The organism is Shimia sp. (assembly GCF_039969785.1).
Lineage (GTDB): Bacteria > Pseudomonadota > Alphaproteobacteria > Rhodobacterales > Rhodobacteraceae > Shimia.
Genome location: NZ_JBDVNC010000013.1, coordinates 19,234 through 33,317, shown reverse-complemented (window position 1 = coordinate 33,317; position 14,084 = coordinate 19,234). Strand labels below are relative to the sequence as shown.

Below are 14,084 nucleotides of genomic sequence, written 5' to 3'. Positions count from 1 at the left end.
CAAGATGCCTTGCACACGTGAACAATTGTCAATAATCTGAACAGGTCGGTTCAGAATTTTGCAAATTACGCTTGTTTCGGCCGTCTGGCGACCCAATATGTCGCTGCAACATGTACGCACACTATTTGCAAGGACGTAAGTTATGCGTTTGATTCCGGTGTTGTCCGCGATCCTCGTGACCGCATTTTTGTTTATGATTGTCGTCGAACGCGATCGGCTGGTGGCGTTTGCCAGCTCGGGCGGAGCTCCGGAAACATCGAGTGAGGCGCCTGAAACGGTCGCCACACCAGTTGAAACAGTGGCGGTTGCGGAAAATGCTGTGCGTGTTGTTGCGGTTCATTCCAGTGCACGGATGGTTGATAGCGCGGTTGTTTTGCGGGGCCAAACCCAAGCACACCGGCAGGTTGAAGTGCGCGCGGAAACGATTGGTCGAATGATCTCGACCCCATTGCGTCGTGGTGCACATGTCAGCGAAGGTCAGGAATTGTGCCGACTTGAGCCGGGCACGCGCGAAGCGTTGCTAGCCGAGGCAAAGGCGCGGCTGGCCGAGGCCATGGCACAGGTTCCCTCGTCGCAAGCCTATGAAATAGAAGCAAATGCACGTCTTGAAGAGGCATTGATCAATGACAATGCCGCGCGCAAGCTGTCTGAGGGTGGATTTGCATCGACCACGCGTCTTGCCACGACTGCTGCCAATGTAAAGGCTGCCGAAGCGGCGGTTCAGTCGGCTAAGTCAGGTCTCGAGTCGACCCTGGCCGGGATTGAATCGGCTGAGGCCCTGGTGGCTGCAGCGGAGCGTGAAATCGAACGTTTGTCGATCAAAGCCCCGTTCAGCGGATTGTTGGAAAGCGACACAGCCGAACTGGGCAGCTTGTTACAGTCAGGAAACCTATGTGCCACGGTGATCCAGCTGGATCCGATCAAAGTCGTCGGTTATGTGCCCGAAACCGAAATCAACCGCGTCGACCTTGGCGCCATGGCAGGTGCACGGCTGACGACAGGTCAGGAACTGACCGGACAGGTTGCGTTCCTGTCACGTTCGGCAGATCCGCTGACCCGTACATTCCGCGTTGAAATCGACGTGCCCAACCCAAAACTGACCATTCGTGACGGACAGACGGCCGAGATTATTATCGCCTCGGACGGGGCCAGCGCGCATCTGATTCCACAATCGGCGCTGACGCTCAATGACGAGGGCACGCTTGGTGTGCGGCTGGTCGATCAGGACAATCTGGTCCGGTTTATGGCGATCGAGCTTTTACGGGATGCACCAGAAGGTATCTGGGTCGAGGGCCTTCCTGAAAATGCGGATATCATCATTATCGGTCAGGAATACGTCGAGGACGGCGTGCCCGTGTTGCCGGTATTCGAGGAGCCAGCCTGATGATTGGTGTCGTTGACTGGGCCGCTGGTCGTGCCCGCATGGTTATTGCGTTTATTATCCTCTCACTGACGGTGGGGGGATATGCCTATTGGGGGCTGCCCAAAGAGGGTGAGCCCGACATTCAGATCCCCGGATTGTTTGTATCGGTGCCCTTCCCCGGCATTTCTGCAAGCGACTCTGAATCTATGCTCGTTAAACCGATGGAAACCGAGCTTTCGGACATCGACGGGTTGAAAACCATGTCCTCAACCGCCGCCGAAGGTTATGCTGGCGTGTTTCTGGAATTCGAGTTTGGCTGGGACAAGTCGCGCGTCATGGCAGATGTGCGCGAGTCTATGAACACTGCCGAAGGGAAATTCCCGGACGGTTTTGAAAAATACTCGATCAACGAGATCAACTTTTCCGAGTTCCCGATTATCATTGTGAACCTGACGGGGCGTGTACCGGAACGCACGATGTTCCGTATCGCCAAAGACCTTCAGGACCGGCTTGAAACGCTGGACGCCGTGCTTGAGGCCGGGATTGCCGGACAGCGCGACGAAATGCTGGAGGTGGTGATCGATCCGCTGCGTCTGGAAAGCTATAACGTCACGGCAAACGAGCTGATCGAAGTTGTGGTCAACAATAACCAGCTGATCGCCGCCGGTGAGATTGAAAGCGCGCAAGGTACATTTGCGGTCAAAATCCCGTCTTCGTTCGATGAGCCTCGCGATATTTACGACCTGCCCGTCAAGACCAACGGCGACCGCGTTGTCACGCTAGGGGATCTGGCGCAGATTAATCTGACCTTTGAAGACCGCGCCGGAACCGCGCGGTTCAATGGCGAAACAACGGTTGCGTTGCAGGTTGTCAAACGCAAAGGCTTTAACCTGATCGACACTGCGCAGCTGGTCAAAGACGTGGTGGCAGAGGCCGAAACCGAATGGCCACCCGAATTGCAGACCGCCGTGGAAATGGGCACCTCAAACGACCAGAGCCGGGTTGTTGGCTCGATGGTCAGCCAGCTGGAAGGGTCGGTTCTGACCGCTATTGCGCTGGTGATGATTGTCGTTCTGGCGGCCCTTGGCACGCGCGCTGCGTTGTTGGTTGGGTTTGCCATTCCGACATCGTTCCTGCTGTGTTTTGTGCTTTTGGCGTTGATGGGTGTGACGATTTCAAACATCGTGATGTTTGGCCTTATCCTGTCGGTAGGGATGCTGGTGGATGGCGCGATTGTGGTGGTGGAATACGCCGACAAGCGTATCCGCGAGGGCATTGGTCCGATGCATGCCTATGTCGAGGCAGCCAAACGCATGTTCTGGCCCATTGTGTCGTCGACCGCGACGACATTGTGCGCCTTTCTGCCGATGTTGTTCTGGCCGGGTGTTCCGGGCGAATTCATGGGCATGCTGCCGGTCACGTTGATCTTTGTTTTGTCCGCCTCACTGGTCGTCGCGCTGATTTATCTGCCAGTTATGGGCGGTGTGTCGGGCCGTATCAGCCGGACTTTTCATCACGCGTCTGAATTCCTGCGCGCCCGCACACCCTGGTTTTTTCGCGCCATTTTGGTACCCCCTTCGATGTACCTGATTTTCCTTGGCGCGATGCAGACCCTGAACCCGGGATATCTGTTTGGCGGAACTCCGCCTGCCACTGGCGTCGTCAACGTGTTGCCCGGTGCGGTGCTGTTCCTGGCGGGGGCTTTTGCTGCGTCGATCACGCTGGACGCCGCGCGCATTCAACGCCGCCGCAAATCGGTCAAGGCAGGTTTCCGGTTGTCACCATTCGGGTGGTTTATCAAACTGATCGCCGGCAACCCGATCATGCCGCTGGTTTCTATCGCGGCTGTGATCTTTGTTGTGATTTCGGTGTTTGGCTATTTTGGAGAAAACAACAAGGGCGTTGAATTCTTTGTGGAATCCGAACCCGAACAGGCGATTGTTTACGTTAAGGCGCGGGGCAACTTGTCCCTAAACCAGAAAGACGCGTTGTTGCGACAGGCTGAAGACGTTGTTTTGGCCCATCCCGGCGTCAAAACCGCCTTTGCCTTTGCCGGAGAAGGCGGACTGGATCAGAACACCGGCGGTGCGGCGGCGCCAAAGGACATGATAGGACAAATTCAACTTGAAACGATCCCATGGGAAGACCGCCCCCTTTCCAACGAAGTTTGGTTCTCGGTGCCGCTGATCAACTATGACATCATGCGCACCACCAAAGATGCAAAATGGGATGGCGACCTTGTTCTGGAAGAATTGACAGTCGAGCTGAACAAGATTGCCGGGGTTCAGATCGAAATTCTGGGCGCAGCGCGCGGCCCTGCGTCGGCCAAGCCTGTGCACCTGCGGGTGAAGGGTGACAATTGGGAAACGCTGTTGGATGCGGCAACAATTGCGCGTCAACAAATGGATGGCACCGCAGGCTTAACGTTGATCGAGGACACCCGTCCCCTGCCCGGCATCGATTGGGAAATCGATGTCGATGTCGCCAAGGCGGGCCGTTATGGCGCCGACGTGCGCACGGTGGGTGGCATGGTGCAACTGGTGACACGGGGTATTCTGTTGGATACGATGCGCGTCGACAGCTCAGACGAAGAGATTGAGATCCGCGTGCGCCTGCCGGAAAAAGACCGGGTTCTGAGCACGCTGGACGCGCTGAAAGTACGCACCGCAGAAGGTCTGGTGCCGCTGTCGAATTTCATCAGCCGTAAGCCGGTTCAGAAGCTGGCCGAGATCAATCGCGTGGATCAAACCCGATACTTTGACGTAAAGGCTGGCGTCGAAAGCAATCAGATGATCCTGAAGAACGCTGAAACCGGCGAAGAGATGTTGATTGCGTCAAGCGATTGGAAAGACAGTCCTGACCTTCAGGCTGAATGGAAAGACAAAGGCTATACCGCCGAAGTTCTGAATGCGAATGAACGGATTGTGGCATTGACCAGTTGGCTTGAGACCAAACCATTTGGGCCGGGTATCGAATGGGAATGGACCGGAGATCAGGAAGATCAGGCAGAAAGTGGTGCCTTCCTGCAGTCGGCGTTCATGGGCGCGCTTGGGTTGATGTTCATTATCCTGCTGGCGCAGTTCAACAGTTTTTATAACTCAGTGCTCGTGCTGTTGGCGGTGATCCTGTCCACGACCGGGGTGCTGATTGGTATGCTTGTAATGGATCAGGCGTTCTCGATCATTATGACTGGGACCGGAATTGTCGCGCTGGCGGGGATCGTGGTGAACAACAACATTGTTCTGATCGACACCTATCAGGAATATTCGCAATATATGCCGCGTGTTGAGGCGATTGTGCGCACCACGCAAAGCCGTATTCGACCTGTGCTTTTGACCACGATCACCACAATGGCCGGTCTGGCGCCGATGATGTTCGGGCTGTCGCTCGACTTTATCAATGGCGGCTATTCCATCGACTCGCCCACCTCTCTTTGGTGGAAACAGTTGGCAACGGCGGTTGTGTTCGGACTGGGCATCGCCACGGTTCTGACGCTGGTCTTCACGCCGTCCATGTTGGCACTGCGGGTTTGGGCAAGCACCTATTTCAACTGGCTGATGCGGTTGCTGGCGCGATTGTCGCTGGGACGTACCAGCCGGGCCGGTCAGGATTGGGCGTTGCGTCGTGCGGCCCGCAAGGTCAAATCGCCCGTGATCCTTTGGGAAGACGATCCTTTGCCAGTGGAAGAAGAGGAAACCTCCGCAGAACCGGATGTTGCGCCTGAGACCGCCAAAACGCCCACGCCCGAGGACGACACACCCGTGCCACCCTCACCCACCGGAACACTGCGCGCGGCGGAATGATCCGACGACATGGTTAGTGAAAAGATTGAGGCCGCCATTGGACCCCCACTGGCGGCCTCGTCTGCATTGACCGAATTGCAGGTCATGCTCTAGCCTAGGTCGTATTCATAAATTCGGTCGACGATTTTTCAGACCGACAAAGCGAGGTGTTCCAAATGGTATTCAAAGATATTGCGTTTTCACTATGTGCCGCTTCGGGTGTATTGGCACTGTCACTGACCGCTGGCAGTGTTTTAACCCCGTTTTCGAGCCCTGATGCGCCCGATGTCGGTGTCGAAATGGCCCAGACAAACGGCATGAACCGGCGCGATGATCGCCGCGACGACCGTCAGGACCGCCGGGGTGGTCGACAGGATTGCCGCCAGGAAGAGGGCGCGGTCGGGGCGGACAAACGCGACTGCAAGCAGGACAACCGGCAAGGCGAAAGTGACGAGCCGGCAACCCAGACCAACGAAGGAAACTGATTGCGCCTTGAGGGTCGGAATACAGAGCTGACGCTATTGCGAATGTTGAAAAGCAGGCCTCTTGCCGCGAAACCGTTGCAGGAGACTTAACCGTGGCATGGCCGTCTAATTCTGGTCCCTCACAAGCCCAACGTGCGGCGTGGCGCAAGAAATACGCGCAAAGTGATGCGGATGCCGGGATCGAAACCACCGAGGCCTTTGAACCGTTTTCGCAACGAAACGACATCTTTACCCGCGCGTTTTGGGATGCATCCGTCAGGTCAAAACAGACGGATGCGTTTTTTGACAGCTACCGGATGAAGGCTTCTTATCGCAAAGGCGACGGGTTCCGGCAGAAAGATTTTGCCTTGCGCAATGCGAGCTGGCTGATCTCGGATATCATATCCGATCGCAGCGCAGCGCAAGGCAAACGCGAAGGGTTTCAGGCGCCGATAGCGTGCGACACCGATGTTGCCGAGACCCGGGAAGAGATTGACGATCCTGTTGCAATGGCGTCCGAGCTGAAACGGGTGGCGCGCTTTTTCGGGGCTGATCTGGCCGGGATCACAGATATGGACGACCGTTGGCTTTATAGCGCGCGGGTCGATGTGCGTGATTTTTCCGAAACCGACAACGACTTGCCCGAGGGGCTGACCAGCGTGATTGTGTTGGGGCATCAGATGGACAAGGATCTGGTAGCCACTTACCCGTCCGCCTTGGCCGGGGCGGCAACCGGGCGCGAATACAGCCACGAGGCGGCAATTGTCATTCAGCTGGCCGCCTATATCCGCAATCTGGGATACGAAGCGATCCCGTCCATGAACGACACCGGTCTGGTGATCCCCTATGCAGTCAAGGCCGGGTTGGGCGAATATGCCCGCAATCAACTGGTGATAACGCCAGAGTTTGGCCCGCGCCTGCGGTTCTCCAAGATCTTCACAAACCTGCCGCTGGCCCATGATATCCCCGAAAAGCCGGGCGTTGCCGCGTTCTGCGACATCTGCACCGAATGCGCAGATGCCTGCCCTGCCAAGGCGTTGCCATTTGGGCCGCCGGGCGAAAGCGCCCCGGATGACAGTTCGGCCATCACAGGCGTGCGCAAATGGACATCTGACGCCAAGGCATGCTTTGGCTATTGGGCCAAGCTGCAATCGGACTGCGCCATCTGTATGCGCGTGTGCCCGTTCAACCGCGACTTTGACTCATGGGCCGACCGGTTGTGGCTTAAGGTGGCGCTGTCACGGTGGCGCAAATGGGCGTTGTGGTGGGACAAGCGGTCAGACCGGGCGAAGCGCCTGAAGCCTAGGGATTGGTGGGCGGGTCCCTGACCATGTTCTGAAAATCGCCAGAGTGGTTTCATACATCCGCCGCGATTTCAGGAAATATTCGGGCACAGCAAGACGAAACTGTGCAAGGACACCCCGATGCAAGATCTGTTACCCCGCCTTTTGAATGACCATGGCACAGAGGTCGTGATCGTCGGCGCTTTGCTGGTGTATCTGTTGATGAATGCGGTGACCTATTCGCTGTTCGCATCCGACAAGCAATACGCGATCGACAAACGACGCCGGGTGTCGGAACGCGCGCTGTTGTGGTTTGCATTACTGGGGGGCAGTTTGGGGGCGAAGCTGGCTCAGAAACGATTGCGGCACAAAACACGCAAACAGCCATTTGCGGCGATCCTTAATCAGATCTGCGTTGTGCATATTATTGTTGCTGGCGTCTTGATCTCGCCCATCGGGCCGCAAGTCACGGGTTTTGCCGGAGAGATGGTTGCAAGTCTGAAACCCGCCGAGACAGAGCCCAAACCCAGTAAGCCCCGCCGGTTTGGCCCGGGAAGCTGATTGTTTTTGGCTTATGCGGCGACAGAGTCTTCATCCGAGGCCTGACGTTGCCAAAGCTGTGCATAACGCCCAGCCTTGTCTAACAGTTCGCCATGGGTGCCCTGTTCGACGATCACACCGTTTTCCAGAACAATGATCCGGTTTGCTTCGGCTATGGTCGACAAACGGTGCGCAATGGTGATCACGGTGCGCCCCTGCCCGGCCCGCGCCAACGCGCCCTTGATCTCTTGCTCGGTCTCAGTGTCCAGCGCCGAAGTCGCCTCGTCCAGCAACAAAAGCGGCGGGTTTTTCAACAAGGTGCGGGCAATGCCGACACGCTGTTTTTCGCCACCTGAAAGTTTCAGACCACGTTCGCCCACCATCGTATCATAGCCATCCGGCAACGACGTGATGAAGTCGTGGATTTGGGCCGCCTGTGCCGCCGCGACGATTTCGGAGTGGCTGGCGCCGTCTCGCCCATAGGCGATGTTGTAGCGGATCGTATCGTTGAACAGCACCGTGTCCTGCGGTACCACGCCAATGGCGTCATGCAGGCTTTCCTGGGTCACATCGCGCACGTCTTGCCCGTCGATCCGCAGCGCACCAGCATTGACGTCATAGAACCGGAACAAAAGCCGTCCGATGGTGGATTTACCCGAGCCTGACGCCCCTACGATGGCAACGGTCTGACCACCGGGCACTTCCAGGCTGACACCTTTCAGAATGGCGCGTTCCGCCTCGTATCCAAATTCGACTTCGCTCAGTTCAATCTTGCCGTCCGTCACGTTTAGCGCGGCAGCGTCAGGTTTGTCGGACACTTCCGCCGGCTGTTCTAGAAGATCAAACATTTCGCCCATATCCACAAGGCTTTGACGGATTTCGCGGTACACAGTTCCTAGGAAATTCAGCGGCATGGTGATCTGGATCATGTAAGCGTTAACCATAACAAAATCGCCCACAGTCAGGGTGCCGCTTTGAACTCCTAAGGCCGCCAGAACCATAACCCCGACAAGGCCAGAGGTGATCAGGAAAGACTGGCCGAAATTCAGGAACGCCAGCGAATAGGACGTCTTAAGCGCGGCGCGCTCGTAGCCTTTCATCGCGGAATCGTAGCGCGCCGCTTCGCGCTTTTCGGCCCCAAAATATTTAACCGTTTCAAAGTTCAGCATACTGTCGATGGCCTTTTGATTGGCATCGGTATCCTGATCATTCATTTCACGGCGCAGCTTGACCCGCCATTCGGTCACTTTGAAGGTAAACCAGATGTAGATGCCAATCGTGACCGCAACAACTGCAAGGTACCAGACGTCAAACAGCCAGAACAAAACCACCGCAATCAACAGCAGTTCCAACATCAGCGGTCCGATTGAAAACAACATGAACCGCAAAAGGAATTCGACACCTTTTACACCGCGTTCAATGATCCGGCTAAGCCCGCCGGTTTTGCGCGTAATGTGATAGCGCATCGACAGACGGTGAATGTGCTCAAAGGTCTCAAGCGCGAGCGTGCGCAGGGCGCGCTGTGCCACTTTGGCAAAAATCGCATCGCGCAATTGCTGAAACCCGTTGGTCATCAGCCGGGCCATGCCATAGGCCACTGTCAGGCCAACAGCCCCCAAAGCCAACGGTGGCACACCTTCGCCTGCCAACGCGTCAACCGCCGCCTTATAGAGCAGCGGCGTACCCACAGCGATCAATTTGGAGGCCAGCAACGCCAGCATCGCCAGCACTACACGGTATTTGACCCAGTTTTGCCCATCAGGCCACAGATACGGCGAAACCCGACGGATCGTGCGCCATCCTGAACGCTTTTCGTTGCGCTCAAGTTCCTCTGTCGAGGCTGTGTACCAATTCGCCATGCTGCCATTCCCGGTTGCTGGTCCGAGAGACCTAATCGTTGCAAGCGAAAACTACCACCCTTAGCAACGCAACTATTTACTCCGGGACAGTAAAGACCTGTCCGGGATAGATCAGATCCGGGTCGCGAATCTTGTCCTTGTTGGCCTCGTAAACGCGGACATACATCAACCCTTCGCCGTAGTTACGCCGGGCAATCGCCCAAAGCGTAAAGCCGGGCTGCACCGTCACAACGCGTACCGGCGCATCTCCGGTCCCTTCCTGAACCTGCTGTGCTTCGGCCACGCGTGCGGGCTCTTCTCTCTTGAAAGGCGTTTCAACACGGGATGTTACCTTGCCATCTTCATCCAGTTCATCAACCCGCAAAGTATATACGCCGGGGGCGACATCCGGCAGATCGGCCTGCCACTGACCAGAGTTGGAAATGCGCGAAGACGCATTCAGCGTGTTGTCGAGATAGACCCTCACGTGGCCATCCTTGCGCCCCCGCCCGGCGATCTGGACGCTTCCGGTTTCAGAATAGCTGATCGAGTCTATAACGACGCTGGACAACACCTCGGGTGTGCTGTCGGCGGGCGCAGGCGGCTGCACAACGCGTACCCCATCCGCATCAGAAACCAATACGGCTGGTGCTTTCTGCGCAGGCTCAACAGCGGGTTCTGGTGTTGCTGCAGCGGGTTCTGGTTCTGCAGCAACGGTTTCCAACTCTTGCGGTTTCTCCGTTTTGGGCGCCTCTGCTAGAGGGGTGGGCGCAGGCTCTGGCGTCTCGCTGGCTTCAGCGACTACAGCAGGCTCCTGTTGCTTCGCTTCGGGTTCAGGCTGAGGTTCCGAGGTCGATTCAGGCGTCGATTTCGGCGCTGGTTCAGCGTTTGGGGCAACCTCTGCAATAGCCGGCGTTTCCGGCTCTGCTACGGCAACCTCAACCGGCGCGGCCTCTGGCTCTGCAACCGGAGTTTCGATAACTTCCGCGACAATTTCAGGCACGGCTTCTGGCTGCGGTGCCGGGGCCGGTTCGGCTGGCGCAACTTCGGGCTCGACCTGAACCTCTGCAACTTCCGGTTCGGCATCTTCAATAGCCTCCGGCACAACCGTTTCAGCTATGGGGGGCTCTTCCACAGGTTCAGCTTCTGGCTCGGCTATTGTCGCTGGTACCGGCTCTCGCTCGGGTACTTCTTCTGGTTGAGGTTCCGAAGCGGCGGTTTCCGAAGCAGGGTCCGGCACCTGTTCTGGTTCCGGATCCGTTACCCTGGGGCTGACTTGCTCTTCCGGCTGGGTCTCCACCACAGGTTCAACCAACGCCACTGGCGGCTCCGCATCGGGGGACGTATCGGTTCCGGCAATGACGATTGGCTCTTCGGGCGGTGCAACCGAAACAGGCGCAATGATAAAGCTGGCGTCTGACAGCAAATCGCCCTCGTCGCGCCGGTGGACCAACGTCAGAACGCGTGGTTGTGGGCTGGGCGCGATGACCAACAGGCTGGCAAATTTGCCCGCACCGTCGGCCTGAGTTTCTGCAATCTGAGCATTGTCCAGAAGAATACCAATAACGGCGGCGGGCTCTGCCCGTCCAGCCACCACGGTATTGCCATCGGAATCGACACGTACCAGATCAAAGGACGGCAAAATCAAAACTGGCGCAGGCGGTTCCGTTTTGGCCTCTGGTTCCGGGTCGGGCTCGGCTGCCGGTGCGACAACCGGGTCCTCCGCTTTGGGAGCGGGCGCAGGAGCGGCCTTTTTCGGCGGTTCCGCGGCGGGCTCTGGCGGTGCTGGTGCTTGCACGGCGGGCTGAACCGGATCGGGTATGTCTGCGGGTTCCGGGCTGTTCAGCACACCGCTGGCAACAACGGCAACCACCGCCACGCCTCCGGCCACGGCTGCGCCGCCTGCAACGGCGACATTTCCCCCGAAAAGAGATGCTAGTTTGCTCATCGCCGATTATCCCCCGAAAACGGCTTTCCTTAGGTTGAGCGACCTTATCAACCCGGTTAACACTGGTCAAAAGGGCTTTGAACATATTGGGGAATTTCATGACAGAGCGGTCTATTTGTGTCTTTTGCGGCTCACGTGCGGGTCAGGACCCGGCTTATCAGGCAACAGCGCAAGGATTGGGCGAGCTTATTGCGGCGCGCGGATGGCGTTTGGTTTATGGCGCGGGCGATATCGGACTGATGGGCGCCGTGGCCAATGCCTGTCAAACGGCGGGTGGTGCAACCTTTGGCGTGATCCCGACGCATCTGCTTGAGATGGAAGTGGGGAAAACCGATCTCAGCCGGTTTGTCGTGACCGAAAACATGCATGAACGTAAAAAGGTTATGTTCATGAACTGCGATGCGATTGTCGTGCTGCCGGGTGGTGCCGGATCGCTGGACGAATTTTTCGAAGTTCTGACGTGGCGCCAGTTGGGCCTGCATGACAAACCAATCATTGTGATGAACACAAACGGGTTCTGGACGCCGCTGGTGGCCCTGCTGGACCATGTGATCGCACAAGGGTTTGCTGAACAGACATTGCGGGATTTTGTACATGTGGTTGATGATGTCCCGGACGCCGAAGCCGTTCTGGCGGCTGCTTTCGACTGAAGCAGTCTTAAGTCACACGAACTGTCCGGAACATTGGGATCGTGATCCCTTGCCAGAACAGGCTTAATCTTGAGCCCATTCTTTCTTTTCGCGTGCGACGCGCAACGGATCCAAAAAGTGGCCGAGCATTGTTTCCCCTGCCATGTCATAGGCCTGTGGCAGGGGCTGTTCGATTTGTGCGTAGAAGGTTTGTTTGCCCGCTGAGACAGCCGGACCATGCCGCGTGGCCAATTTCCTGGCGAAATCATAGACCGTATCGGGAAGTGCCTCGGACGTCACAACGCGGTTTAGCAACCCCGCGCTCAGCGCCCATTGGGCATCATATGTGTCACCGGACATGGCCATCTCTATGGCATGTTTGCGCGATACCGCCCGCCCGACCGCAACCAGCGGCGTCGAACAAAATCCGTCGTTTTTCACGCCCGGCAAGCAAAACGTCGCCCGCTCGGAGGCAAAAGCCAGATCGCAGGCCGCGACCATCTGAAGACCTGCCGCCGTCGCAATCCCGTCGACCATGGCAATGGTGGGCTTGGGCCCTTGGGTCAGCTTTTGCATAAGCTCGGCGCAATCCATGAACAGTTGCACCAGATAGGCTTGGCCATCGTCCGCGTCCTGTCGGCGACGCGCAATTTCCTTGAGGTCATGGCCCGCACAGAAAATATGCCCGGGGCCATGGATAACAATCACTTTGACCGTGTTATCGGCCTCGGCTCGCATCAGAGCGGCATTGAAAGCGGTAAGCATCGCACTGGAAAGCGCATGCGCCTTGCCTGCCCCAAGCGTCAGGGTCAGCACGCCAGTGCTCAGGGTCTCATCAACAAGCGGCTCTGTCATGGCGTCTCCTTGTGCCGGTCAAGAGTGGCGCGCATCCGCAACGCTTGCAAATTAAAACGATCAAAGGCGCGCCCCCCCCCCGATTGCCGGAGGACAGACGCATCGCCGCCTGCGATGTTATGCAGTGCAAACCGCCAACGCAGCGCAGCGCATATTCAAAAGGGCAAACCTACGAAAAAAGGCCTGCCAGGATCACCCCCGGCAGACCCTAAAAATCTACGTCTGGTCAAAGTTTATATGCGTGACGCGACATTTTCCCAGTTCACCAGATTGTCGAGGAAGTTCGACAGGTACACAGGGCGTTTGTTTCGGAAATCGATGTAGTAGGAGTGTTCCCAAACGTCACAACCCAGCAATGCGGTCTGGTTGAAGCACAGCGGGTTCACACCGTTTTCGGTTTTGGTCACAGCCAACGAACCGTCGGCGTTTTTGACCAACCAGCACCAGCCCGACCCGAATTGACCGGCACCGGCAGCGGCGAACTGCGATTTAAAATCGTCAATCGAACCAAAGTTCTCGATCAGCGCTTTTTCAAGCTCGCCCGGCATAGCCGACGTGCCCGGGCCCATCATCTCCCAAAACTGGTTGTGGTTCCAAAGCTGGCTGATGTTGTTGAAGATGCCGTTCTGGGCCACTGCGTTGGCGTCATAGGTGCCGGTGATGATGTCTTCCATCGACTTGCTTTCCCACTCAGTGCCCGCGATGGCAGCGTTGCCATTGGTCACATAAGCGTTGTGGTGCAGGTCATGGTGGAATTCCAGCGTCTCGGCGCTCATGCCTTTGGCGGCAAGGGCATCGTGGGCGTAAGGAAGATCGGGAAGTTCGAAAGCCATTTTCAAAGTCCTCTTATTTTGTTCGGGCGTTCATTCTGTGCCACAGATGTGGGAGTTTATGGTCCAAGGTCAAGCCAAAACCGGCAGAACGCACCTGTGGCGCGCATCTCGGCGCCCCTCAATCCTGTGAGCCGGACTTTTGTACCCCACACATCTGATGTGTGTTCGCCATTACCAGTGCAGGAAAGAGTTTTTTAGATTGGTTGCCGGAGCTTACGGCGAGGCGTAAATCATAAATGCCAAAAACATCAGTACCAACGAGACCCGAAACAGGTTTTTTGCCGTCATTGTGTCTGTCCCACGCAAAAAAATCACCAGTATTGTTCAGGAGCTGCCTAAGGTTTTGTATGCGCCGTAAAAGCAGACATACAGTTCCCGAAAGCCTTTGACGTAAAGACTTAATCAACTCACAAAGCGGTGGAGATACCCTAACCTGTCTCTAGTTAGCGTCAACTGAAAATGTGAGTACTGCACCAGAAAGGAGCAAAATCAAACGCAGTCGTTGATTAAAAATAGAATCCGAATATGTCGGGCTCTCCAATTATTTTC

At 56.7% G+C, this 14,084-nt stretch carries 10 protein-coding genes; 6 read left to right on the top strand and 4 right to left on the bottom strand.

What is annotated here, in order from left to right:
• Positions 1–142: 142 nt before the first annotated feature.
• The 5 genes from ABJI08_RS05265 to ABJI08_RS05245 all read left to right on the top strand — a co-directional run bounded on the left by ABJI08_RS05265 (position 143) and on the right by ABJI08_RS05245 (position 7,453).
• A complete protein-coding gene (locus ABJI08_RS05265; RefSeq protein ID WP_348400776.1) occupies positions 143–1,384 on the top strand; it encodes an efflux RND transporter periplasmic adaptor subunit in 1,242 nt (413 codons plus the stop codon).
• On the top strand, positions 1,384–5,166 hold the full coding sequence (locus tag ABJI08_RS05260) for an efflux RND transporter permease subunit (protein WP_348400775.1): 3,783 nt from the start codon (positions 1,384–1,386) through the stop codon (positions 5,164–5,166). Before ABJI08_RS05265 ends, ABJI08_RS05260 begins: the two co-directional genes overlap by 1 nt.
• A 155-nt stretch (positions 5,167–5,321) precedes the next feature.
• Entirely contained in the window at positions 5,322–5,630 is a 309-nt protein-coding gene (locus ABJI08_RS05255) for a hypothetical protein (protein WP_348400774.1), read from the top strand.
• A gap of 179 nt (positions 5,631–5,809) precedes the next feature.
• Entirely contained in the window at positions 5,810–6,937 is a 1,128-nt protein-coding gene (locus ABJI08_RS05250) for a reductive dehalogenase domain-containing protein (RefSeq protein WP_348400898.1), read from the top strand.
• Positions 6,938–7,033: 96 nt separating this feature from the next.
• Entirely contained in the window at positions 7,034–7,453 is a 420-nt protein-coding gene (locus ABJI08_RS05245) for a DUF1294 domain-containing protein (protein WP_348400773.1), read from the top strand.
• Positions 7,454–7,464: 11 nt separating this feature from the next.
• On the opposite strand, the gene ABJI08_RS05240 is transcribed toward ABJI08_RS05245, so the two are convergent.
• Positions 7,465–9,291: an ABC transporter ATP-binding protein/permease gene (locus ABJI08_RS05240; RefSeq protein ID WP_348400772.1), complete on the bottom strand. Its 1,827-nt coding sequence runs from the start codon at positions 9,289–9,291 to the stop codon at positions 7,465–7,467.
• Between the two features lie 76 nt (positions 9,292–9,367).
• On the bottom strand, positions 9,368–11,218 hold the full coding sequence (locus ABJI08_RS05235) for a LysM peptidoglycan-binding domain-containing protein (RefSeq protein ID WP_348400771.1): 1,851 nt from the start codon (positions 11,216–11,218) through the stop codon (positions 9,368–9,370).
• Between the two features lie 98 nt (positions 11,219–11,316).
• Between ABJI08_RS05235 and ABJI08_RS05230 the strand changes: the two genes are divergently transcribed.
• Positions 11,317–11,868, top strand: coding sequence for a TIGR00730 family Rossman fold protein (locus ABJI08_RS05230; protein WP_348400770.1), 552 nt, complete (start codon positions 11,317–11,319; stop codon positions 11,866–11,868).
• A gap of 63 nt (positions 11,869–11,931) precedes the next feature.
• On the opposite strand, the gene ABJI08_RS05225 is transcribed toward ABJI08_RS05230, so the two are convergent.
• Together ABJI08_RS05225 and ABJI08_RS05220 are read right to left on the bottom strand one after the other, a co-directional pair.
• Positions 11,932–12,702: an enoyl-CoA hydratase-related protein gene (locus ABJI08_RS05225; RefSeq protein WP_348400769.1), complete on the bottom strand. Its 771-nt coding sequence runs from the start codon at positions 12,700–12,702 to the stop codon at positions 11,932–11,934.
• 233 nt (positions 12,703–12,935) lie between these two features.
• Positions 12,936–13,535, bottom strand: a complete 600-nt coding sequence (locus tag ABJI08_RS05220; protein ID WP_348400768.1) for a superoxide dismutase — start codon at positions 13,533–13,535, stop codon at positions 12,936–12,938.
• Between the last annotated feature and the right edge of the window lie 549 nt (positions 13,536–14,084).